Here is a 23,975-nt window from a genome sequence, read left to right as displayed (position 1 = left end):
TCATGAAGCATTCTGTACTGTTTGGTCTGTTCGTTACTGCCTCGATGATGGCTTCTACTTCGTTCGCCGATGGCAAACCTGCCGACTTGTGCGAGGCGAATCTGCAAAAGATCGAAAGCGCCAAGACGCAATATCAGACGTCGCCGGATCTGAATTCGCGCGTCTCGGCAAGCGTCAGCAAAGCCCAGGCCCTCAAGGCTCAGGGCAGGATCGACGACTGCCTGGCGGAAACCCAGCAAACCCTTCTAGTAATCCAGAACTCGACGGGTGATACCAAGAAATAAACCTTGGGACGACGAGCCTTCAGGTGGCGTGATGCAGCGCGATTCGGGTTGATGGGCCACGATGTAAAAAAAACCGAATTCCTGCGTGCGGCCGCGGTCGATTGTACAGGCCCACTACCAAACACGGCCTGTTACGACCTCGGCATCGCCGCCAGACCGTCCGGCAGCACCGAGACCAACCGTTCAAGGAGATACCCATGAAGCATTCTGCAATTGCTGGATTGTTCATCGCTGGTGCCCTGCTGACGTCGCCGGTGTTTGCGGCAGACAAAGACCTTTGTGCCGGGAATCTTCAAACCATCAAAGACTTCGTTACCAGTCAGCCGTCAATTCCCGAAACGTCCATGAACAACGTCAAGGAAGCGCAGAAAAAAGCTGAAGACGCGCAGGCGGCCGGCAATGACAAGGATTGCGTTGAGGTCACCTCTTCCTTGATAACCAAAATGCAAATCCGCAATCCAACTCGCAATTGATATGCCACGAGGCCAACCTTCGGGTTGGCCTCGCCGGCCGTTTGGCGTACACTGCGCAGGCTTGTTGCCTCACCTGATGTACGAGGCAATGAGTTCGGGGCCGATTAGGATTCGACGCCGGTGACGAAACTTTAGGTGCATGCCGACTTGGTAACAGAAGTCGTAAATCCACTGTTGCAACTTCTTATAGTTGCCAATGACGACCAATACGGTGCTGCTCTCGCTGCTTAATTGCAGCTGACATGCACTCCTGGTGCCTTCGGGCCCAGCAATCATCAGGGGATGTCTGTAAACCCGAAATGATTGTCATATAGAACAGAATCGCCGTGCAGTACGTTGTGGACGAAGCGGCTAAAACTTACACAACTCGCCCAAAGCACCCTGCCCGTCGGGTCGCTGAGGGTTAACTTAATAGACACGGCTACGCATGTAGTACCGACAGCGGAGCACTGGCGGACGGGGGTTCAAATCCCCCCGGCTCCACCAACTCTCGACGACAAAGCCCGCCTTGTGCGGGCTTTGTCGCATTTGCACATCAGCCAAACCGGGCACACAAACCCACAGCCTGCAAGCGATCGAGCTCGATAACCCTGGCAATGCTCTGCCTACTCATAAAAAAGGACGACACGATGTCGTCCTTTTTCGTACCCGCATTCATCAAAATCAATGAACCGCGCTGAGCAGATCCGGGCGGCTGGATTTGAGCATAGCCTCATTGACCTTGCCTTGAATCGAGCAGGTAAACATCCCCTTGCTGCCAGTCGTCAGCTCTTGCGGAGCAGGCTCGATCAGGAACACGCGCTCGGCACTGTCGACAACCAGCTTGCCCGCCGTTGCGGATGGGTCTTCCGGCTGCCAGTTGGATTTGCCGTGGGACCAGATTTCCGCGCGTGCGTAGAGTCCCTGCGACATGTCCATACGCGGCCCGCCCGCTTTTTCCAACTGGGTGTGGAGTTCATTCGGCGTCTGTTTGGCGTAGAACCCCCAACTGATGATGCGAGTGCCCATCAGGTCTGTATCTTCGGCGTAGAAGCCGGTCAACGACATGCCGTCAATTTCGACCGGCTTGGCGAACATCCAGCGCTGCCCCATATCGCTCTTGGTGCCGCCGGACAATTTGATCTGGCCATTTTCGACAGTGCTCGGCACCAGATCCTTGAACAAAGGTGATTGCACGACGGCCAAGGAGTGATCGTCACAAGCGGCAAACGACGCCACCGGCGAAGGTGCAGCGGCAACGCTGAAAGCAGAAAAAAGGGCCGCAATGGGCAACAACAGGAAAATTGGTTTCATGTAATGACTCGAATGAAAGACTGAAGAAATCGAAAGAGACGATATCACAATGACATCAATCGACAGGCTTCACAGTTTCAATCAATGCCCATGCCGATGATGCACATCCGGAAAATGCGCATGACTGTGCCGCATCGGCGTGTGCACATGCGGATGACTATGCGGCTCCACCCCATCCCACTCAAACCCATGCGTATGTTGATGATGCTCATCGTGTGTATGCCGATGATCATGCTCAAGCCGTTCGTGCTGATGTTCATGAACATGGTTTTCCATCAGATGAATCCATACGCCCACGGCCATTAACGCTGCTGCGAGCAGGAACATCAGCGATATCGATTCGCCCAGCAGCAGAATCGAGATGCCTGCGCCGAGGAACGGTGCGGTGGAAAAGTAGGCGCCGGTGCGTGCGCTGCCGAGGCCGCGCAGGGCGAGGACGAACATGACCAGGCTGACGCCGTAGCCGAGAAAGCCGACCAGCATGATCGGCACCAGCGAGGTGGCGGCGGGCAGTTGGCTGCCGATGAACAGGGCCAGTGTGCAGTTGACCAGACCGGCCACGAGGCCTTTGCTGCCGGCGATGAACAGTGCGTCCGAGGCCGAGACTTTACGGGTCAGGTTGTTGTCGATGGCCCAGCAACAGCAGGCGAAAGCCACGGCCAGCGGCCCGGTCCAGTCTTGCGCCGAGACGGCCTCTTGTGGCCAGGACAGCACGATGCCACCGGCGACGATGGCGAGCATGCCGATCACGATTCGTCGGTCGGCATTTTCCTTGAACACCACCCACGCCAGCAGCGCCGTGAGCACGGATTCGAGGTTGAGCATCAGTGACGCGCTCGCGCCGGACGTTCGGGTCAAACCGAACATCAGCGCCACTGGCGCCAACACGCCGCCGAAGCCGATGGCGCCGAGCAGCCATGGCCATTCACCAGTGCCGAGCCCGGAAGGTTTCCAGCCACGATCGCGGGCAAAACGCAGAACGGTCAAACCCAGACCACTGCCGAGATAGAGCAACCCGGCGAGCAGAATCGGCGAAATCTGTACCCCCAACAGTTTGGCGAGGGGGGTACTGGCGCCAAACAGCACCGCTGCAATCAATGCATAGAGAACGCTCACATTCATGCCGGGATCACTCGCTGGGGCCGATGGAATACCAGCCAGCATCATGGCAAAACTCAGGTGAGAATTATGTGAACAACTGATTCGTGTCAGGGAACACGGCCTCTGGCACGTGCTCAAATCCAGCAACATTTAATCCGCGCAATCACTGGGCGATCGCTCGATGCAGCTTCTATGCTGCGAACATCGAGATGCAATGGAGTTGAAGATGAAGACTTGGATCGCCGCCGCGCTGACAGCGCTGATTTGCCTGTCCGCCCATGCGGCCGACGCCCCCACTGTGCGCGTCGAACCGATCGCGTTCACAACAAGTGCCGACAGCGTCCAGCGCAAACAGTCGATCACGGGTGACCAGACGACGGAGTACCGGTTCAACGCCAAGGCCGGCCAGATGCTGACCGTCGACTTCAAGCCCTCCAACACCTCCGCTTACTTCAACATCGCTGCCAAGGGGGCCGATTACGCGCTGTTCAATGGCTCGATCATGGGCAATCACTTCCTCGGCACATTGCCCAGCGATGGCGAGTACACGGTTCAGGTCTACCTCATGCGCAACGCCGCACGACGTAATGAAGTGGCCAACTACGAGCTGGCGCTGAGGCTGGTCAATGGCGATGCCATCAGCCGTCAGCCTCCATTCGATCAGACGCTGGAATTGCAGGGCATTGCCTTTCACGTCAGCACTGAACAGGTCGATGGCAAACCCACTTTGCACATCGCTCCCAAGGGGCTGGAGATCGACAATACGGTCATCATTCAGGCCCTTAGCGGTGAGGTGGTACGCGCCGAAGTCGCCGATCTCAACAACGACGGCTCCCCTGAACTCTATGTGTTCACCCGCTCGCCCGGACGCGGCATGCCGGGCGAACTGATCGCCTATTCGGCCAACAACAAGAAATCCCTGAGCGAAATCTACTTGCCTCCGGTCAGCGACAACCCGAAAACCGCCGAGGGTTATCAGGGCGAGGACTCGTTTGCCGTGGTGGAAAACAGGCTGGTGCAACGCTTCCCGGTGTATGACAGCGCCGACGCGGGTGCGGGGCGTACGGGGAAGATGCGTCAGGTTCAGTACAGGTTGGTGGCGGGTGAAGCCGGGTGGATTTTACGCGAGGACAAGGTCACGGAATTCTGAAATGACCGGGTTCGTTACGGCCGGCGGATAAACCCCTGAACCACTTCTACACTCACACCGCCCCCACTGCCACGACGAGCCCCCATGACCACCCTCCAAGACCGCATGAAGCAAGGCAAGGACGCCCGCAAAAAATGCTCGCGCAGCGCCCACGCCACCACCGGAAAAATGAGCCGCGATCCGATTCCGCTGATCAAAGCGTCGAGTCAGGGCCGCGTCGCTTCGCTGGTGGAGTTGCGTTACGGACGAATGCTGGTGTCGCCCTTCACGTTCTTCCGTGGCAACGCGCTGCTGCAGGCGCATGATCTGTCGAGCACCGAGAACATGGGGCTGGTCGGGCCGATCTGCGGGGATGCGCATTTGATGAACTTCGGCGGGTTTGCCACGCCGGAGCGCAATCTGTTGTTTAGCGTCAATGATTTCGACGAGGCGCATCCCGGGCCCTGGGAATGGGACGTGAAGCGGCTGGCGGCGAGTTTTGTGGTGGCGGCGCGGGATTTGCGCCATGGCGAGTCGGTTGAGGAAGAGGTCTGTCGGCAGATGGTCGGTGCCTATCAGGCGACGATGCTGGAGTGCGCCGAACAGAGTGCGCTGGAAACCTGGTACGAATCGATCAAGTACGAAGACTTGCTCGATCAGGCACGCAAGAGTGCGCTGGAGCATGTGCAGCGTGCCGTCGATAAAGCCGAACGGCGCACCCATGCCGAGTTGCTGCCGAAAATCAGTGAGCGCGACGCCAACGGGCGACTGGTCATTCGTGACGACCTGCCGGAAATTTTCCACCTGCACAAGAACACCACGCTGCTCGACGCCGACGATGACTGGTTGCGGCTGGCAGACTGGCGGCCGTTGTTCGATACATTCATGCGTGACTATCGCACCACGCTGCAGGCTGACCGGCGAGAATTGCTCTCGCGGTTTCACGTACAGGATCTGGCGTTCAAAGTGGTGGGTGTCGGCAGTGTGGGCACCCGATGTCTGGTGGCGCTGCTGACCGACGATCAGGAATTTCCGTTGTTTCTGCAGTTCAAGGAGGCGCGGCGCTCGGTGCTAGCCGACTATGTGAAGGCCAAGTCCCGCACGCGCCATGAAGGCCAACGGGTGGTCGAAGGGCAGCGCTTGATGCAGTCGGCCAGCGATCTGTTTCTCGGCTGGACCACCGGCCCTAACGGTCGGCATTTTTATGTGCGGCAATTGCGCGATATGAAAATCTCCGCCGAGCTGGAAAACTTCGACGCCGAAACCTTCGCCGCCTATGCCCGGGTCTGCGGTCGCGCACTGGCCCGCGCCCACGCCAAGGCCTCGGGCAATGCGGCGGTCATCAGCGGCTATATCGGCAAGGGCGATGCCTTGGCCGACGCCCTGTTCAAATACGCCCGCAGTTACACCGCGCAGAACGAGCGCGACTTCGAACGTTTTCAGCAGGCCTGCCGCAAGGGCCGGCTGCGGGCACGTTCGGAAGCCGATTTCGCCGCGGATCACTTGCCTTGACGCGCTGCAGAGCGCTCGCTGTCGAGATGAATTTTTCTTCACTGCCCCCGTTCGATCAACACGGTACAGTCCGCTCGCTCATTCAAGAAACTACGGTTCGCCCGCGCTCTCCCGCGGGCTTTTTTTTGCCTGGCATTTGCTGCGGAAACGATCCGTGCGGTTTGTTTTTTCCCGCCCCGTGATCAATCCTGTCCCTCGACCCTGCCAACCGGAGCGCCCGATGCCGCTGCTGACCTTGCCCTGCCAACGCCTGACGCTCGCCATCCTCGCCCCGGAACAGGCCGAACTGGAAAGTGCGTTCTATGCACGTAACCAGCGCCACCTCGCACCTTGGTCGCCGATCCGCACCACCGAATACTTTTCCAGCGAACAGATTCGCCGACGCCTTGAAGTTCAGGCCAGTGCCTACGAGGCCGGGCTGGCGATGCATTTCGCCCTGCTGACGCCGGACGGCCAGCAAATGATCGGCGCATGCAATTTCAGCGGGATCATTCGCGGGGCGTTTCAGGCCTGTTATCTGGGTTATCACATCGACCACGCGCATCAGGGGCAGGGCCTGATGCAGGAAGGCCTGGAGGCCGGCATCGGCTACATGTTCGACACGCAGAACCTGCACCGGATCATGGCCAACTACATACCCGGCAACGAGCGCAGTGCGCGCTTGCTGGAGCGTCTGGGTTTCGAGCGCGAGGGCTACGCCAAGGCCTACCTGAACATCGCCGGGCGCTGGCAGGACCATGTGCTGACGGCGCTGGTCAATCCGACGTTCGAGGCGCCGGAAAAGCGCTGGTCACGACAACTGGCGTGAGTTTCACAATTTGTTAAGCATTGCCGACGTATGCTCAAGGCTCCTGCCCCTTCCGGTTGCCTGAAATCCATGCCGCGTGCCGCCACTTCGCTGTTTCTACTCGCCGCCCTGCTGTTTTTTTTCGCTTTGGGTAACCACCAGCTGCAAGGCTCCACCGAGGCCCGGGTCGCCGGGATCGCCATGGAGATGCACCTGGACGATGACTGGGTGACGCCGCGCCTGTTCGGCGAACCGTTTCTGGAAAAACCACCGCTGAGCCTGTGGCTGGACGCCGGCGCCATGCGCGTGTTTGGCGTTTCGCCGTGGGCGGTGCGGCTGGCGTCGGCGGTAGCCGGTTTGTTCAGCGTGATGCTGCTGTACGGCATGCTGCGCCGCTTCGGACGGCCGAAAGCGCTCGCCTGGACGGCGGGGATATTGCTGGCGACCATGGCCAGTTACTGGAGCAACGTGCGTGGGGTCGGCGAGGATGCGCTGCTGGCGCTCGGCGTGACCACCGCGTTGCTGGCGTTCTTTCAGGCGCAACGCGCACCGAACGCGGCTAACTCGCTGCTGTTTATCGTCGGCATCGCCATCGCCACGCTGAGCAAGGGCGTGCTGGGACTGGCGATGCCGGGGGTGGTGATTTTCGCTTATCTGCTGGCCGATAACCTGATCGACAAACGCCTGAAGCTCGGCGCGTGGTTGCGTCCCGGTTTGCTCACCGTCGTGGGCCTGATTCCATTGCTGATCTGGCTCGCGGTGCTCTATCAGCGCGGTGGTTCGCACGCTGTCGCTGAAGTGCTGCTGACCAACAGCGTCGGTCGCTTCAGCGGCTCGTTCGTCGAGGCCGGGCATTACGAGCCGTTCTATTACTACCTGGCCAAACTGCCGGAAGCGTTCCTGCCGTGGAACATTCTGGTGTATCTGGGCCTGTGGCATTTCCGCAAGGAGCTGAAGGCCAACCGTTACCTGTTGTTTTTCAGCCTGTGGATCGTCGCGCAGTTCATCATGCTGACCCTCGCTTCCAGCAAACGCACGGTGTACCTGATGTCGATGACCCCGGCGGCGGCGGTGATTGCCGCCGAGTATGCGCGCATACTCTTCGAGCGCTTGCAGGCCCGCGAAACCGCCGACCGTTTCATCGGAAAAGTCGCCCGTCATCGTCAGGCAATTGCCGCAGGACTGCTCACAGTGGTGATCGCCAGCTACCTCGGCGCCGCGCAGTGGGCACTGCCCAACGCCGACAAGGAGCTGTCGTTCCTGCCGTTGACCGAACACATTCAGAGCTTGCAGGCCAACGGTCAGCAGGTCGCGCTGTTCCAAGCCAACGAGCGGGTCGGCGGCGCCAGCGTGTTCTACACCCAACGTGTGCTCAAGGGACTGGACACCGACGCGCAACTGCATGACTTCCTCAGTGCCTCGCCCTCGAACGTCGCGGTGATCTCGGCGGACAGCGAACCCGTCGCACCACTCAAAGTGCTGAAGACCATGATGGTCGGGCGCCAGGCGTACTACTTCGTCGGCTACTGACGCCCTTCGCGCCAGCCAATAAAAAACCCGCCGTCACTGGCGGGTTTTGTTTGGGCCGACGCTTTGCCCTCCTCAGTTCATCGAGTGCTCACTGAATGCCAGTCGGAGGCTTCGATGAAGCCAAGCACGCGCGGGGCCGCTTTGTTCGCAGCGGAAACAAACAGCGAGGAGCCATAGCCCGGGTCCGAAACCGGCGAATTCAGATCCTTTTCCAGCTCCGCCATGCACTCGCTGTGGGTCACCAGAATCAGATTGCGTCCCGGGAGCTTGTGCGCCAGCGCTTCCTGCAGGATGTGGCCCTTGCAGCTGATCAGCCAGTCTTCGCCGGTGGCCGCGCGATTGAACATGTAACCGGCGGTCTGCACCGTGCGCAGCATCGGGCTGTTGTAGATATCGGCATTATTCAGGCCCAAATGCTCGAACTGTGCGCCGACACCGACCGCGACACTGCGCGAGCGGTCGGTGATGCCGTCGTCACCACTCAGGCACGGCGCCGGCGAGTGATCGCAGCGCTCGACGTGACGCACCAGCACAATCATCTCGCCCTTGGCCCACCCGGCCGCCAGCGCGCGGGCGCCGGACACATTGCCGTGGGCCAGGTCAGGCACCGCCGCCGGGGCGAGCAGCCACAGGGTCAGCGGAATCACCAATAACAAGGCGCCGAGCATGACCCAGGTATTGCGATAGCGGGCCAATCCGCTCAGGGAAATCGAGCGTTTGACGCCGAACAGACTCAGTCTCAATTCCACATCGGGCCGCCTCGTCGGCATCCATCACAGTCAATACGATGCGGCGAGGGTAGAGAAGCGGGCGTAAGTGGCGAGTGAAACGCATGTGAAAAAAGTCTTGAAACGCCCTTGTTACAAATTCCGTCGGACAAAATCCTTTCAGCTCTCGTGTTTGCGGCCGATACAGACCTGCTAACCCCCTTGCTGGCTCAAAAAAACAACAATCTTCCAGCCTGACCGACGATCAAGTAGCTCTACGTTCCTGGAGGAATTGTGATGAATAGCTGGTTCGGCAACATCAGCGTGAACATGAAATTGGGTCTGGGCTTCGGCCTGGTCCTGGCCCTGACCTGCGTCCTCGCCCTGACCGGCTGGACCAGCCTCGGCGGTCTGATCGACCGCAGCAACTGGATGAGCGACATCACCCAGCTCAATGCCGGCCTGACCAAGCTGCGCGTGGTGCGCCTGCAATACATGCTGACCAACGGCGACGAAACCGCCGCGCAGAATGTGCAAACCACCCTCGAAAGCTTTGCCGCGCAACAACAGGCGCTGATCAACAAGTTCAAGAGCCCGGAAAACGTCAAACTGCTGAAAGAGCAGGCCGCGACCATCGCCGAATACCAGACTTCGCTGAACAAGATGCGCAACGCCTACCGCACCGGCAACAGCGCCCGCGACGTGATGGGCAGCAACGCCGACACCGCTTACAACCTGATCGAAGCGATCAGCAAGCGCGTGCAGCAAATGGACATGAGCGAGCAGCGCTTCGAGCAGTTCCAGGCCATCACCCAGGCCAAGGAAGCGTTCATCCTCGCGCGCTATGAAGTGCGCGGCTACACCGCCACCACCAACGCCGAAACCGAGCAGAAAGCCGTCGGCCAACTGGACGTGGCAATTGCCAGCCTCAAGCAACTGAACGTGCATTTCGCCGCGACCCAGCAAGACGCTCTGCGTCAGCTGGAAACCGCCCTGAGCAACTACCGCAGCGCGTTGCAGGCCTACAAGAACGCCAACAGCGAAGCGGTGCAGGCGCGTAAGGAGATGACCGATCAAGGTGCGGCCATCGTCACCACCAGCGAGCAGCTGTACCAGATCCAGCTCGACCGTCGCGACATCGAAAGCGCCCAGGCCCGTACGCTCCAGCTGATCAGCACCCTGCTGGCGCTGCTGGTCGGCGTGATTGCTGCGGTGATCATCACCCGTCAGATCACCCGTCCGCTGCAAGACACCCTGGCCGTGGTCGAGCGCATTGCCAGCGGCGACCTGACCCAGAACGTCACCGTCACCCGCCGCGACGAACTCGGCGTGCTGCAACAAGGCATCGCGCGTATGGGCGTAACCCTGCGCGACCTGATCAGCGGTATCCGCGACGGCGTCACCCAGATCGCCAGCGCCGCCGAAGAACTTTCGGCCGTGACCGAGCAGACCAGCGCCGGCGTGAACAGCCAGAAGGTCGAGACCGATCAGGTGGCCACCGCCATGCACGAGATGACCGCCACCGTGCAGGAAGTCGCGCGCAACGCCGAAGAAGCCTCGCAAGCCGCTGCCGCCGCTGACGGTGAAGCCCGTGAAGGCGACAAGGTGGTGAATGAAGCCATCGCCCAGATCGAGCGCCTGGCCAGCGAAGTGGTGCGTTCCACTGAAGCCATGAGCGTGCTGCAACAGGAAAGCGACAAGATCGGCAGCGTCATGGACGTGATCAAGGCCGTGGCCGAGCAGACCAACCTGCTCGCGCTCAACGCAGCCATTGAAGCCGCGCGAGCCGGTGAAGCCGGTCGTGGGTTTGCCGTGGTCGCCGACGAAGTCCGCGGCCTGGCACAACGCACGCAGAAATCCACCGAAGAAATCGAAGGTCTGGTCGCCGGTCTGCAGAACGGCACCCAGCAAGTGGCTGCCGTGATGAACAACAGCCGCGCCCTGACCGACAGCAGCGTGGCCCTGACCCGCAAGGCTGGCGACTCCCTGGAAAACATCACCCGCACGGTGTCGAACATCCAGTCGATGAACCAGCAGATCGCCGCCGCGGCCGAACAGCAAAGCGCCGTGGCCGAAGAAATCAGCCGCAGCATCATCAACGTGCGCGACGTGTCGGAACAGACCGCCGCGGCCAGCGATGAAACCGCAGCGTCCAGCGTTGAACTGGCACGCCTGGGCGGTCAGTTGCAGCAGATGGTCAGCCACTTCCGCGTCTGATCTTCAGTCAGCGCCAAAGGGTAAATCCAATCGCGGGCAAGCCCGCTCCCACAGGAAACGAGTCGAACACGGAATATGTGAGCGACCGAAAAACCTGTGGGAGCGGGCTTGCCCGCGATTGCGTCAGTCCAGTCAGCCCATACTCACTGCTCCAACGCTCACACCTCCCACGGATTCATCACTTCCACTCCCGAGAACCGAAAGTCCTTCACGTTACGGGTGGCGATTGCCGCGCCATGAGCCCGGCAAATTGCGGCTATCTGCGCATCAGCCATCGACACCGCCCGCCCCTTTGCTTCGCAATCTGCGACGAGTGCCGCGTACTCGACAGCGGCATGCGCATCGAACGGCAAAATGCGTCCGGCGAAATCCTCTTCGAACATTGCCATCGCATGGGCTTGAAGATTCTGTTTGCGCTTGCCTGAGGGAAGTCGGGCGATGCCGTGGAGTATCTCAGCCACAGTTATCGCACTGATGGCCAGATCCATGGCGGGCTGCGCATCAACCCAGGCCAGCACTCTGGCTTCAGGTTCGATACGCATGAACTCTGAAAGCACGTTGGTATCGAGCACTATCATTCAGAAAAATCCACCCCGGTGGCTTTCTCTGAGCGCTCTGGCAGATCAAGTTCTGCTCCGCCGAGAGCACTGAATCTGTTGCGTATCCGGCTTCCAAGTCCGCCGGCACGATCCACCGTTGCCAAGGCTCGACCGAGAATCAGGCGCGCCTCTTCTTCCATGGAGTGTCCGTTGTGTGCAGCGGTGATACGCAACTGTTCCTTGAGCTTCTCGTCAAGGTTTCGAATGGTGATGCTGGCCATGACGCCTCCTGCAATCAATGAAATCATTGATTGCAGGCTAGCACATCCGTTCTGGCTCACACCGGGCAATCTTCCGAACGGCCATTCTCATTGCAGCAGATGGTCAGCCATATCCGCGTCTGACCTTCAGTCAGCGCCAAGGCGTAAATCCAATCGCGGGCAAGCCCGCTCCCACAGGAAACGAGTCGAAAACAAAATATGTGAACGACCCAAAAACCTGTGGGAGCTGGCTTGCCCGCGATGGCGTCCGACCAGTCAACCCAATGCCCCAGACAACCCGTCTTGTGTAGGAGCTGCCGCAGGCTGCGATCTGTTGATCTTGGTTTTTTACAATCAAAGTCAAAAGATTGCAGCCTGCGGCAGCTCCTACAGGGATTGCGTTCGATCTGCAGTCCGGTACCCCTTAGCGCGTCCCGCGTTGGCGCAACGCCGACGGCATGAAATACGCGTCTTCCGGCACTGGTTGCGAGAAGTCGACGGTGGAGACTTCTTCGTTGTCGAGGTTCTGCACGTAGTAACGGCGGGCCTGCAGGTCATGGAACACGTCCAGTGCGCTCCAGGTGGTTGGCAGGTCGTAGAAGTTTTTCAGGTAGGCCATCGACACCCGCCACAACTCCCCTCGCCCATCGTATTGATCGACCAGCGCCGCGCCCCAGCTGTCCTCGTCGAGGAACAGCACGCGTTTGGAATAGACATGTCGGGCACCCGGTTTCAGATTGCCCTCGACCACCCACACACGGTGCAGCTCGTAGCGGGTGAATTGCGGATTGAGGTGGCCCGGGGTCAGCAGTTGCGCGTACTTCACGTCGGGGCTGCCGACCTTGTAGTTGTTGTAGGGGATGTAGATCTCCTGCTTGCCCTTGAGTTTCCAGTCGTAACGGTCCGGCGCGCCGTTGAACAGGTCAGTGTCGTCGGCAGTGCGCAGGCCATCGGATGAGGCGATCGGCGTGTCATACGCCAGGTTCGGCGCGCGGCGCACCCGGCGTTGCCCGGCGTCGTAGACCCAGGCCTGACGCGGATCCTTGAGCTGATCGAGCATCTCGTGCACCAGCGCCGCGCCACCGGCCAACCGCGCCGGGCTTTTCACAAAAGCGAGGTAGTAGAACAGGATGTTTTTCAGGTCGGCGTACTGCCCGCCCGGACGATAAAAATTGAACAGCGCTTCTTGCTGTGAGGTGACCAGGGCAAAGCTGCCGTTGCGCTGCACCGGGGCTTCGGACGCACGACGCACCACGTAGATCCCGCGATAACGGGTGATGTGGTTCCACAGCACTTCGATACCGTCCTTGGGCACCGGGAACGGCACGCCGCCGTAGGCATCGGCGAATCCGCTGCCGCCCTCCAGCAGCTTGGCCGACGTCGCGTTCTTCAAGGTGTTGTCATACAGCCACTGCGGCGCCGAACCGGAACGGCGCGATGGATAGACCGGCATCTGGAACGTGTCGGGATAGCTGTTGAACAACGCAATCTGACCGGGACTGAGGTGGGCCTTGTACTGGTCCAGATTGGCCTTGGTGATGGTGAACAGCGGCTTGTCCGCCGCATACGGATCCGGATGATGTTGGCCCGGTTTGTACCCGGCCGGCGCCTGGGTGATGCCGCCGGTCCAGGCCGGAATGCTGCCGGCATCGTTGCCGGCACGCTCGGCGCCCATGGGCGTGAGGGTGGTTTTCAGTTGTTCGGCTTGTTGTGGGGTGATGGCGGCGAAGGTGCTGCCGACGCTCAGGCCCAGAACCAGCGCCAGCGTTGTCTTCGTCAATCTTGAAATATGAAACATGTTCTTCTCCAGAATGCGTGCCCTGTGGGAGCTGGCTTGCCAGCGATAGCGGTGGGTCAGCCACCATTGATGTCGAATGTGCTGCCGTCATCGCGGGCAAGCCCGCTCCCACAGGGGGATGAGTTGTCCCGGGATCTGCGTCTGAAACTCACAAGAAATACTTGAGGTTGAACCCGACGTTGTCGCGGTCGCGAATCCCGTTGTTCTGTCCGCCGCCCCAGAAGTTGGTGTATTGCACCTCGGCTTCGAGCTTGTTCTGGTAGTTGGCCTTGATCCCCAATGTGTAAGCCTTGCGCCCGTCGATGGTGTTGCCGGCCTGATAGCTGTTGCCCTTGAAGTCGTCCTTGTAGACGACGTAAGGCGACACGTTGACCCCGGCGTACACATCGTTCCAGGTGCCGTTGAACATCACCGTGTAGCTGTAGGAGTTGCGATTGACCTGATCATCTCGATCACCGCCGGACACATAAGAGGTGTTGCCGGTACCGGCGTAATAGCGCCTGCTGCCGTCGTAGGCGGTGTATTGCAGGCTGCTGCCGCGCAAGTGTTCGGAGGCCAGTTCGAAGATGCCGAACATCGAGTCGAACGACAGCGTCGGGCCGAAGTTGTAGATGCTGCCCAGCGAGGTGTTGAACGCTTCCACGCGCTCGGCGTTGTTGATCTCGCTGTCGAGGGTGACCATCTGCCCGCCGACGTTGACCGGCTTGCCGGTCACCGCCACCGCGGCACCGTTGGCCAGGTCGCCGATCAAGTCGTTAGTCGCAGCAATGCCGATCGGCAGGTTCGGTCGATAGGCGATCTCGCCGAACACCGAAGCCTGGCCCAAAGTGGTGTTGAAGCTGAAACCGTACATGCGGATGTCTTCGGCATAACGCCGATGCGCCTGAATGTTGCCCATCACATCGGCCGTCGCCAGACCGTTGGCCAGCGCCCCGGCCTGACTGCCGACGACGGTGGAGAGCATGTTGGTCAGGGCATTCATGTCGATACCCTTGTAGCCACCCAAATCTGCGGCGATGGTCGGCTCCTTGGCGTGGTAGTTGACCAGATACAGGCCGAACTCGGTGCTGTTGAGCGCCTCGGCGATGTAGCGGAAGGCGACGCCGAACTGGCCGTCGTTGCGTGCGTTGTAGTCCTTGCCGATCGACGCCACTTTCAGCGTATTGCCGTAGGCCGGTGTCACGCCGTTGGCGTACAGGCCGGTGCTTTTCAGCGCCGGGCCGAGCAACGGGTTGTTGCCCAATGCGCTGTACAGCCCGATAACGTTGCCGAACCCCGGCACCGGGGTATCAAGCGCGGTGCCGCTGAAGTTGTTGTAACCGGTGTTGCCGCCATCGGCGAACAGGTCGGTCTGCGAATAGAACGTGCCCACCGGGTCGATGCGGGTTTCCTTCCAGTTGGTCTGGTAGAAGCTCTCCAGGGTCAACGAATCGGTCAGGCCGATATTGAAGCTCACGGCCTCCACCGGCATCAGCACCTCCTTGACCTCGGCGCCGGGCAAGCGGTACTTGGCGGCGTCCACCGGGTTGGTGGTGTTGACGCCGCCGCGATAGAAAATCCCCTCGCCCCAGTTGAACACCTGACGCCCGACCCGCGCGGTCACCGGCATCTGCGCCACGTCCCAGTTGCCGTAGACATAGGCGTCAAGCATCTCGATCCGGCTGCCGGCGATGTCGCGGGTCTGGCTGGTGAAGCGGTCGTCCTGCGGATAGCTCTGGCTCGGCTGCGCCGGATTGTTGTTGCGGTAGTAATCGTTGCGCTTGTCCATCAACTGGGTGTCGTAGAACGCCGTGCCGCGCAGGAACATCCCGTAGTTCTGGTAGTTGGCCTCCAGCTCCGAAGTGATCTTGTACACCTCGGAAACCAGCCCGGTATCGAAGTTGCGATTGCCGTCGTTGGTGTTGACGTCGTCGTTGTTCTTGTCGCGGCCCTGCACCCGCCACAAACGGCCATAGGACAGGGTCGTGTCGATCGAGCCGGTGACCTGATTGTCCAGCACGCTGAACTCGGCAGCCTGCAGCGCATCCACCGCACAGAGTTGCAGCAGCCCCGCCAGGCCGACACCGGGCAGTGCCACGCCGGTGAAGCGCAATCGAGTGTTGATCATGGGTTCCTCCTTGTTCTTATTGTTTTTTGCGTGGCCGCGATGGCTACGGTGCCAGCCCCGCACGGACATAAATCCGGCTGTGCGCGCCGAAATGGCCGAGCAGTTTGAACAGCTGCTGATTGAGTGCCGGATGCTCGAAGGTCTCGCGCTGTAGTTGATTGCCGCTACTGAAATCGCTGGTCACCGGCGCCGTATCCAGCCATTGGCCGATGGCTTCATCGAACGCCGCCGAGTCCTCGACCGACTCGGCGCTGACCACTTCGCGCAAGTAGTCCACCGAGTACGGCGGATACTGTTGGTCCTGAGCGACATCGGCGTAGGCCGCGAGCATCGGATGCGCCTGACCGGCGCGCAGCACGCGGCGCAGCCAGGTCGATTGATACTTCTCGACTTCCATATGGCGCGTGGCGACCCGTTCGATCGAGGATTTTTTATCGTCGGCAAAACCGGCCAGGGCCTTGCCTTCCAGCAACAACAGACTCGGCAGTTCGACCCCGGGTAACGGCTTGGCGTGATACGGCTGGGTCAGGTCCTGCACGTGGTGCACGCCCCAACCGAGGAACCGGTAACCCCAGTAAGAATGACCAGTGGCGAACGCCAGACGCGCCAGCCCCAGGTACTGATAGGCGCGCCAGTCCGGCCAACTGCGCTGAAGAAAGCCGGCAGCGGCATACACCACCGCGCTTTCATGGAAGAAACCCATGTGGAACGGCGCCTGCGAGCTGTACTGGAAACGATCATCACCAAACGGCTGCGGGCCGAAGCCGTACCGCGCGCCGACCTCGCCGGGGTTGTCGCTGAACAGGTTGATGTCGTGACCGTAATCCGGCTCGTCGGCGGCGCTTGCCAGCACCGCCAGCGGCGCAACGTTCTCGCCATCCGCCACACGAATGAAGCGCTGACGATTCCACGGTGACAGCGTCTGCTCGACCATCACCTGATCGGCCGACAAGTGTTCACGCTCGGGCAGGTCTTGACCCGGCAACGGCTGAATGACCATCGCCAGATGAATGCGCGGATTGAGCCGCAGCGCGGTGAGAAAATCGTGGCGCAGATGGTCGCTCGGTACGGCGGGCAGCTTCAGATTATCGGGGCGCGGCGGGTACTGGGTGAAGTGTTCACGGGCGAAGCTTTCCTGTTGCTCCAGCAGCGCGACCACTGCCGGATATTGCTCGGCGAGAAAATGCTCCAGCGGCTCGACGGCAACCGGCGGCGCATCGCGCAGCGCCGGCAGTTGCTGCAACGCCAGATAGCTGCCCACCGTGTGGTTCGACCAGCCCCACGCCGTCGGGGCCGTGGCACAAAGCAGCAACAGGAGAAAGGTCAGCTTCATTGCTTTTAATTCTTGTTGGAGGTGCTGTGGGGGTTGAGCCTAACAACCGCCCCCGGCGCTGACACTGTCCGATCTCACCAGAAAAAGTCTCCGATAGCGCCATTTCAGGCTCACCGTCCATCCGTGTAGGAGCTGCCGAAGGCTGCGATCTTTTGACTTTGATTCTTTAAAAACAAGATCAAAAGATCGCAGCCTTCGGCAGCTCCTACAGGGGATTTCCAGTGTCTGGTTACGCGGGGTAACCGGTGATTTTGCGGATGCTCTGATACAGCGGTTTGAGCTGGCGATACATGCGCAGGTACACCTCTTTGTACAACCGTTCGTAAACCTGCTGCGCCTCGGGCTGCGGGGTGAATACCGTCCCGACGCGGGTCATTGCCGCTATCGCCGCCGGGTAATCCGCATACAACCCCAACCCCACCGCACAACAGATCGCCGCGCCCAGCCCCGACGCTTCATACACATGCGGACGCTCCGCCGGCAGACCAAAAATATTCGCCGTCAGCTGCATCGCCGCATCACTCTGTGAACCGCCACCGGCCACCCGCAGACGCTTGATAGACACCTTCGAACGCCTCTCGACGTTCTCCAGGCCCTGGCGCAACGCATACGCCAGCCCTTCCAGAATCGCCCGGTAAATGTGCGCGCGGGTGTGCACGTCGCCGAAGCCGATCATCGCGCCCTTGGCCTCGACGCCCGGCTCACGAATCCCCGGCGACCAGTACGGTTGCAGCATCAGCCCCATCGATCCCGGCGGCACCGCGTTGACCAGCGCATCAAACAGTTGCTCGGGTTCGATGCCCTGTTCTTGCGCCTGCTGCATTTCGCGCAGACCGAACTCGTTCTTGAACCAGCTGACCATCCAGTAACCGCGATAAATCATCACCTCGCAGTTGTACTGATCGGGCACCGCCGAGGGGTACGGCGGAATCAGCGGGACGATTTCCAGATAGCGCGAGCGGGTGCTGGTGATGGTCGCGGTGGTGCCGTAGGACAGGCACACCGTGCTCGCATCGACCACGCCTGAACCGACCACTTCGCAGGCCTTGTCAGCGCCGGCAGCAATCAGCGGCAAACCTTCGGGAATGCCGGTATGGCGAGCGGCTTCGGCGGTGATATAGCCGAGGGTTTCGCCAGGTTTGTGCAAGGTCGGCAATTGCTCCGGACGCACCGCGAGCGCCTGCCATTTCCAGTCGCTGGGTGCGGCCCATTTCAGGCGCTTGAAGTCGAACGGCAGATAGCCGACGCAGCAACCCACCGAGTCGACAAAGCGCCCACACAGGCGATGGGTGAGAAAGCCCGAGAGCAGCAAAAACTTGTCGGTCGCCGCCCAGATTTCCGGTTGATGCCGGGCGATCCAATTGGCCTCGGCCTGCGCGCGAAAGTAATCCACGGTGGCCTGTGCGCCGACCAGTTTGAACAGCCAGCCCCACGGTCCCTTGATCCCGCCCTCAACGTCGCTCTGGCGCTGATCGAGCCACAGAATCGCCGGGCGCAGCGGTTTGCCCTCGGCATCGACATTGATCACTGTGCCGCGCTGGGTAGTCAGCGACACCCCGGCAATCTGCGAGCGATCAATCCCGGTTTGCGCCCACAGCTGCTGGCAAGCCTCGCCGAGTTTCGCCCAGTAATATTGCGGGTCCTGCTCGGCCCAGCCCGGTTGCGTCGAGTAGTACGCCTGCAATTCGACCTTGCCTTTACCGAGCAGATTACCCTGCAAATCGAAGAGCAATGCGCGCACGCTCTGGGTGCCGTTGTCGATCGCCAGCAGGTAGCGCTTGTTCGAGTGGTTATGCATGGCGCTCTCTTCAAGGGGCCTCAAGGCGTGGCATCCGGCAGGCCGTGGTGACGTTGCCACAACGCCCGGTAACGCTGCAGTTCTTGCTGCCAGCGTGCATCGTCCCAGCCCAGTCTTGGCTGGCAGAGTTGGCGGATGGCAGCGAAATGTTCTTCGCCACCGCGCGCCAGCAACAAGCCCAGCCGGGTACGACGCAACAACAGATCATCGAGGTGCAGCACCATTTCCGCCTCACAGGCAAAGGCCAATTCGGCCCACAAGGTGTCAGTGTTGCCGACCGTTTCGTGGCCCAACCCGGCGATCAGTTGCGCCAGTCGCGGCAGATCACGGCCGTGCCTGCCGGCCAGGCGTCGCCACTGCTGCGGGCTGAGTCCGGGAATGGTCAGTGACGGTACGGCTGCGAATACCGGCGCGCCGTCATCTTCGAAATTGCGGCCAAGCATGTCGGCACAGGCCTTGAGTACTTCGATGGCTTGCGGGCGAAACGTTGTCAGTTTGCCACCGGCCAACGTGACACAACCCGGCTCCTGCCACAGCACATGTTCACGGGTTTCATTCGACGGCTTGCCTTGCTGTGCAGCCGCCGCGCTGCCCACCACCGGACGCACGCCGGACCAGGTCGACAGCACATCGCTCGCCGTCACTTCGGCACCTGGAAATTGTTGCGTGCAAGCCGCCAGCAGGTAGTCGAGTTCTTCAGCGCTGATGCTCGCGCTCTGATCCAGATTCTCGCGATGATCGAGGTCGGTGGTGCCAACCACCGTCGCCCCTTCCCAGGGAAACACGAACACTGGCCGATGGTCGCGCGCATGCAGAAACGTGAAGGCCTGCGCCACCGGCAAACGCCAGCCCGGCAGCAGCAGATGGCTGCCGCGCAATGGCCGCAACTGTCGTGGTGCCTCGGGCAAACGCAGGCGCTCAGCCCACGCTCCGGTCGCCACCGCCAACACGCCGCAACGCAATTGCAGCGATCCACCCGCTTCGCAATCTTCGACCTGAACCCCGCACACCCGCCCGTCTTCGCGCAGCAAATGTTCGACGCGCACCCCGTTGAGCACCACTGCGCCATCGGCCCGCGCTTCGCTCAACACGCGCATCACCAGCCGCGCATCATCGGTCAGCGCATCGACAAAACAGGTGCCACCGAGCAGCCGGGTTTCCTTCACCCCAGGCGCGAGAAAACGCAGTTGCTGCGCGTCATGAAAACGATGGCTGCGCCGTCCCGCCAACGCGTCGTAAACCGACAACAATCCACCGAGCACACGCGGCCCGGGAAAGCCGCCGCGATAGTGCGGCATCAGGAAACTCATCGGCTCCACCAGCCCCGGCGCTTCGTCGAGCAGACGCTGACGCTCGCGCACCGAATCGCGGGTCAGGCGCCACTGGCCCTTGGCGATATAACGCAATCCGCCGTGAACCATTTTCGACGACCGGCTGGAGGTGCCCCAGGCGAAATCCCGTTGTTCCAGCAGCAGACAACGCCAGCCACGCCGTGCCGCTTCGCGCAGAATGCCGGCACCGCTGATGCCGCCGCCGATGACGATCAGGTCCCAGCTTGCGTCGGCCAATGTCGGCAAGGTTTGCTGGCGCCACGCGGCGTTCCAGTCCGGGTGCATGATCGTCACTCCTGCATCAGCGTGCCGGGGTTGAGGCGCCCGGCCGGATCGAAGTGCCTGCTCAGCGCCTGCAAGGTATCCATCGCCAGCGCGCCTTTTTCGCGCGGCAGGTACGGCGCGTGATCCTTGCCAACCCCATGCTGGTGGCTGATGGTGCCGTGGTTGTCGACGATGGTCTGGCTGGCCGCGTGCTTGAGTGCCTGCCAGCGCGCCAGCGTTGCCGGATAATCCGCCGCCGGGCGAAACACGTAAGTGGTGTAGATGCTCGAACCTTCGCCGTAGACATGGGAGAGATGGGTGAACACATGCACCCGTTCGCCCTCTGCCGCCAAGGCGTCGCGCAGGCTGTTTTCGATCAGGTTGAGCAGATGGTCGACGTTGCTCCAGTCGGTGGCGGTTTCCAGGGTGTCGACCACGTAACCGGCGTTCCACAGGTTCTCGCGCAGGTAGGGGAAACGGAAGCGGTTCTGCGCCCATTTCTTGCCGAGCAAGGTGCCGGTGAACACGCCGCCGTAGGATTTCAGATGCTGGCGCGCCTGGCTCAGCGACAGCGCGTTTTGCCGACGATTGCCGGTCACGCCGAAGGTCAGCAGGCACTTGCCTTCACCGGCGCCGCGCAGGTTCAGGTACTTTTCCAGCCAGGCGATCTGCTGCGGATGCCCGGCCAGCGCCAGTTGGGTTTCGGTCTCCACCGCGTTCGACAGGCGCAGCATCGACAACGGCACTCGTGCCTGGGCCAATTGGCGGATCGCTTGCAGCGCCTCGCTCCAACTGGGCAGGAACACCCCGTAAAAACGCTCATCGGCGGGCAGCGGACTGACCCGCACTTTGACCTCGGAAATGATCCCGAAACGGCCCTCGCAACCGAGCACCACTTCGCGCAGATCAGGCCCCGCCGCCGAGGCTGGGAACGTCGGAATGTCCAAGGGCCCGGCGAAAGTTTCCAGGGTGCCGCCAGCGAACAACTGCTCGATACGCCCGTAGCGCAACGACTGCTGACCACTGGAGCGACTGGCCACCCAACCGCCCAGTGTCGACAACTCCCACGACTGCGGAAAATGCCCCAGCGTGTAACCGCGAGCGCGCAACTGACTTTCCACCTGCGGGCCACTGGCGCCGGGGCCGAACGTCGCCAATTGGCTGGCCTCGTCGAGGTCGATCAGGCGATTCATCCGCGCCAGCGACACCGTCACCACCGGCCGCGTCGAATCCGGAGGATTGATGTGCCCGGCCACCGAGGTGCCACCGCCGTAGGGAATCAGGCACAAGTCCTGTTCGTGGGCGAGCGCCAGCAATTGGCGGATCTGCCCGGCGGTTTCGGGAAACGCCACCGCGTCCGGATAATTGCCCAGCGCCCCTTCGCGCAGCGCCAGCCAGTCCGGCAAACTCTGGCCCCGAGCGTGCAGCAGACGATCATGGGCATCAACGCTGTACAAGGCGTGCGCCGCCAACCGTGAGACCGGCACCCGCGCCAATGCTGCCTCCAGCGTGGCATCGAGCAGCGCGCGCCCGGCCCCCAACCGTTCATGGAGAAAACTCGCTCCCTGGGCCGGCAGTTCGACCACCGTGGTTGCCTCTCCCCAGCCGTTCCAGCGTCGCATGCGTGTGTCCTTCTTATGCAGTCTGATCAGTGATGTGGCAGGCCTCCATACTAGTCAGCGGCCAAAAAGTGTCACGGTCGCATCCGGCCAGTTCGAGTAGCCAATTGAGTCAAACGTCGCGCAAGTGCCAGCCATTTACTTTAGTCGGGGTTTCAAATTACCTTTCAGGCATTCATTCGCTCACGCAGGCCTTGATCAAGGGATTCGGATCATGCAATCGCTCGGCTTCACCTCGGTTCCGCCGCTGCTCAAATACGTGCGCCATGCCGAGCAACTGGGCATGGCCATCGAGCCGGCGTTGGCCGCTGCCGGTTTGCAGGCGCAGCAACTGAGCGACAACAGCCTGCGCCTGCCGGGCGAAACCCATGAGCGCCTGCTCGATTATTTCTGCGAGCACTCGGGCGATCCGCTGTTTGGTCTCAACGCGGCAAACTTCGTCCTGCCCAACTCCTGGAGCGTGCTCGGTTACATCACCATGAACTGCGCGACTCTGGGCGATGCGATGAGCCGGATCATGCCGTTCGAAAAACTGGTGGGCGACATGGGCGTCAGCCGCGCCGAAGTGCAGGACGGTCACGTGCACCTGATCTGGACGTGCCGCTACGAACGCCCGCGCATCCGCCGGCATTTGGTAGAAAACGTCCTCGGCTCGTGGCTGCAATACGCGCGCTGGATCGCCGACACGCAGATGTCGCCCGCCGCCGTGTGGCTGGAACATCCGTGCCCGCCAGACGCCAGCCTGGCGCAGTACGAAGCGTTTTTCGATTGCCCGGTGCTGTTCGAGCAGGCGTATTCGGCGCTGATCGTGCCGCTGGCGTATCTGCAATTACCGCTGCGCCAGGCCGATGCACAATTGCTGCGTACGCTGGAAGAACACGCGATGGGCTTGATGGCGACGCTGGAGGATGCGTCGCTGGAACAGCGGGTCAAAAGCATCCTGCGCCAGTTGCTCAAGGAAGGCTTGCCGCGCAAGGAACAGGTGGCCGAGCAACTCACGGTGTCGGTGCGCACGTTGCAGCGCCAGTTGCATCAGGCGGGGACGTCGTATCAGCAGATTCTGGATGACTTGCGTCAGGAACTGGCCGAGCATTATTTGCTCAACAGCACGCTGCCGATTCAGGACATTGCGCAGTATCTGGGGTTTACCGAGCCGCGCTCTTTTCACCGAACCTTCAAGAGCCGGCGCGGGATGCCGCCGGGGGAGTTTCGGCAGATGCATCGGGGGTGATTGTTCTGGCCTCATCGCTGGCAAGCCAGCTCCCACAGGTTTCTTGGTGAAGCATAAATTTTGTGTACGACGCGATCACTGTGGGAGCTGGCTTGCCAGCGATGGCGTCAGTGGCCACCTGAATGGTTTGGCAGCGCTTTTTTTGTATGGCTCGACTCAGACACTGATCGCGTTGGTGAACACCAGTCGATTGCCAAACGGATCGGCAATGGTCATGTCCTGACTGCCCCACGGCATCGCCTGAATCTGTGGGTGCGAGAACTTGTAATCCTTGGCCTGCAACTGCTGCTGAAACGCCTCCAGCTCGTCGGTCTCGATGCGCAACGCCGAGCCCGGCGTCGCGTCGCCATGATGCTCGGACAGGTGCAGCACGCATTCGCCACGGGACACCTGCAGATACAACGGGAAATTCGCTTCGAAACGGTGCTGCCAGTCGATCGTGAAGCCGAGGAAGTCGACGTAAAATTCCAACGCCTTGGCTTCATCGAAGATCCGCAGGATCGGGGTGGTTTTGCCGAAGCTCATGAGGTGCTCCCTGACTGGTTGGCCCAAGCGTTTAGCTGAGCTGAATGTCAGCAATTCGGCTTGGCTTCGACATTCTTTAATCTCAGAGTGCCACTATGAGACGCAGATCAAAAGATCGCAGCCTTCGGCAGCTCCTA

20 protein-coding genes and 1 other RNA gene are annotated in these 23,975 nt (G+C 60.9%); 9 read left to right on the top strand and 12 right to left on the bottom strand.

Annotated features, from left to right (window positions below):
• The first annotated feature begins 2 nt into the window (after positions 1–2).
• The 3 genes from GTQ41_RS03775 (at position 3) to ssrA (ending at position 1,243) form a co-directional block, all read left to right on the top strand.
• Positions 3–284, top strand: coding sequence for a hypothetical protein (locus GTQ41_RS03775; RefSeq protein ID WP_027610766.1), 282 nt, complete (start codon positions 3–5; stop codon positions 282–284).
• Between the two features lie 197 nt (positions 285–481).
• Positions 482–757 carry a hypothetical protein gene (locus GTQ41_RS03770; protein WP_027610765.1) on the top strand — a complete coding sequence of 92 codons (276 nt, stop codon included), beginning with the start codon at positions 482–484 and terminating at the stop codon, positions 755–757.
• Between the two features lie 96 nt (positions 758–853).
• Positions 854–1,243, top strand: a transfer-messenger RNA (tmRNA) gene (gene ssrA, locus GTQ41_RS03765).
• Between the two features lie 177 nt (positions 1,244–1,420).
• On the opposite strand, the gene GTQ41_RS03760 is transcribed toward ssrA, so the two are convergent.
• Together GTQ41_RS03760 and GTQ41_RS03755 are read right to left on the bottom strand one after the other, a co-directional pair.
• Complete coding sequence (locus tag GTQ41_RS03760) at positions 1,421–2,050, bottom strand: hypothetical protein (RefSeq protein ID WP_047291136.1); 630 nt, start codon at positions 2,048–2,050, stop codon at positions 1,421–1,423.
• A gap of 81 nt (positions 2,051–2,131) precedes the next feature.
• The gene (locus tag GTQ41_RS03755) at positions 2,132–3,172 is read right to left on the bottom strand and encodes a DMT family transporter (protein ID WP_047291230.1); all 1,041 of its coding nucleotides are present in this window, start codon (positions 3,170–3,172) and stop codon (positions 2,132–2,134) included.
• A 205-nt stretch (positions 3,173–3,377) separates the two neighbouring features.
• On the opposite strand from GTQ41_RS03755, the gene GTQ41_RS03750 reads away from it, so the two are divergent.
• The 4 genes from GTQ41_RS03750 (at position 3,378) to GTQ41_RS03735 (ending at position 8,109) form a co-directional block, all read left to right on the top strand.
• A complete protein-coding gene (locus GTQ41_RS03750) occupies positions 3,378–4,301 on the top strand; it encodes a PliI family lysozyme inhibitor of I-type lysozyme (RefSeq protein ID WP_047291135.1) in 924 nt (307 codons plus the stop codon).
• A gap of 84 nt (positions 4,302–4,385) precedes the next feature.
• Positions 4,386–5,792 (top strand): DUF2252 domain-containing protein, encoded by a 1,407-nt coding sequence (locus GTQ41_RS03745; protein ID WP_047291134.1) that lies wholly within the window; start codon positions 4,386–4,388, stop codon positions 5,790–5,792.
• A gap of 220 nt (positions 5,793–6,012) precedes the next feature.
• Complete coding sequence (gene rimJ / locus GTQ41_RS03740) at positions 6,013–6,600, top strand: ribosomal protein S5-alanine N-acetyltransferase (RefSeq protein WP_047291133.1); 588 nt, start codon at positions 6,013–6,015, stop codon at positions 6,598–6,600.
• Between the two features lie 30 nt (positions 6,601–6,630).
• Positions 6,631–8,109, top strand: a complete 1,479-nt coding sequence (locus tag GTQ41_RS03735) for a glycosyltransferase family 39 protein (protein ID WP_080963234.1) — start codon at positions 6,631–6,633, stop codon at positions 8,107–8,109.
• A gap of 77 nt (positions 8,110–8,186) precedes the next feature.
• Here GTQ41_RS03735 and GTQ41_RS03730 read toward each other — a convergent pair whose 3' ends face one another.
• Complete coding sequence (locus GTQ41_RS03730) at positions 8,187–8,858, bottom strand: histidine phosphatase family protein (protein WP_047291131.1); 672 nt, start codon at positions 8,856–8,858, stop codon at positions 8,187–8,189.
• Between the two features lie 255 nt (positions 8,859–9,113).
• Between GTQ41_RS03730 and GTQ41_RS03725 the strand changes: the two genes are divergently transcribed.
• Complete coding sequence (locus tag GTQ41_RS03725) at positions 9,114–11,033, top strand: methyl-accepting chemotaxis protein (protein WP_047291130.1); 1,920 nt, start codon at positions 9,114–9,116, stop codon at positions 11,031–11,033.
• A 158-nt stretch (positions 11,034–11,191) separates the two neighbouring features.
• On the opposite strand, the gene GTQ41_RS03720 is transcribed toward GTQ41_RS03725, so the two are convergent.
• The 8 genes from GTQ41_RS03720 to GTQ41_RS03685 all read right to left on the bottom strand — a co-directional run bounded on the left by GTQ41_RS03720 (position 11,192) and on the right by GTQ41_RS03685 (position 22,085).
• Positions 11,192–11,611, bottom strand: coding sequence for a type II toxin-antitoxin system VapC family toxin (locus GTQ41_RS03720; protein ID WP_047291129.1), 420 nt, complete (start codon positions 11,609–11,611; stop codon positions 11,192–11,194).
• Positions 11,608–11,853 carry a plasmid stabilization protein gene (locus tag GTQ41_RS03715; protein ID WP_027614126.1) on the bottom strand — a complete coding sequence of 82 codons (246 nt, stop codon included), beginning with the start codon at positions 11,851–11,853 and terminating at the stop codon, positions 11,608–11,610. Before GTQ41_RS03715 ends, GTQ41_RS03720 begins: the two co-directional genes overlap by 4 nt.
• A 403-nt stretch (positions 11,854–12,256) precedes the next feature.
• Positions 12,257–13,630: a DUF1329 domain-containing protein gene (locus GTQ41_RS03710; RefSeq protein WP_047291128.1), complete on the bottom strand. Its 1,374-nt coding sequence runs from the start codon at positions 13,628–13,630 to the stop codon at positions 12,257–12,259.
• 148 nt (positions 13,631–13,778) lie between these two features.
• Positions 13,779–15,737 (bottom strand): DUF1302 domain-containing protein, encoded by a 1,959-nt coding sequence (locus GTQ41_RS03705; protein ID WP_047291127.1) that lies wholly within the window; start codon positions 15,735–15,737, stop codon positions 13,779–13,781.
• Between the two features lie 43 nt (positions 15,738–15,780).
• Positions 15,781–17,070, bottom strand: a complete 1,290-nt coding sequence (locus GTQ41_RS03700; RefSeq protein WP_047291126.1) for a phospholipase — start codon at positions 17,068–17,070, stop codon at positions 15,781–15,783.
• Between the two features lie 229 nt (positions 17,071–17,299).
• Positions 17,300–18,868: an FGGY-family carbohydrate kinase gene (locus GTQ41_RS03695; RefSeq protein ID WP_047291125.1), complete on the bottom strand. Its 1,569-nt coding sequence runs from the start codon at positions 18,866–18,868 to the stop codon at positions 17,300–17,302.
• Positions 18,869–18,888: 20 nt separating this feature from the next.
• Positions 18,889–20,484, bottom strand: a complete 1,596-nt coding sequence (locus GTQ41_RS03690; RefSeq protein WP_047291124.1) for a glycerol-3-phosphate dehydrogenase/oxidase — start codon at positions 20,482–20,484, stop codon at positions 18,889–18,891.
• Positions 20,485–20,489: 5 nt separating this feature from the next.
• The gene (locus GTQ41_RS03685) at positions 20,490–22,085 is read right to left on the bottom strand and encodes an FAD-binding oxidoreductase (protein ID WP_047291123.1); all 1,596 of its coding nucleotides are present in this window, start codon (positions 22,083–22,085) and stop codon (positions 20,490–20,492) included.
• Positions 22,086–22,296: 211 nt separating this feature from the next.
• On the opposite strand from GTQ41_RS03685, the gene GTQ41_RS03680 reads away from it, so the two are divergent.
• Entirely contained in the window at positions 22,297–23,313 is a 1,017-nt protein-coding gene (locus GTQ41_RS03680; protein ID WP_047291122.1) for an AraC family transcriptional regulator, read from the top strand.
• A 156-nt stretch (positions 23,314–23,469) separates the two neighbouring features.
• Here GTQ41_RS03680 and GTQ41_RS03675 read toward each other — a convergent pair whose 3' ends face one another.
• Positions 23,470–23,838: a glyoxalase superfamily protein gene (locus tag GTQ41_RS03675; RefSeq protein ID WP_047291121.1), complete on the bottom strand. Its 369-nt coding sequence runs from the start codon at positions 23,836–23,838 to the stop codon at positions 23,470–23,472.
• Positions 23,839–23,975: the final 137 nt, after the last annotated feature.

This window comes from Pseudomonas sp. AN-B15 (assembly GCF_019056475.1).
GTDB classification, from domain to species: Bacteria; Pseudomonadota; Gammaproteobacteria; order Pseudomonadales; family Pseudomonadaceae; genus Aquipseudomonas; species Aquipseudomonas parakoreensis.
Note: the sequence above shows the minus strand (reverse complement) of the source record. Positions and strands in the feature narration are given on the sequence as shown.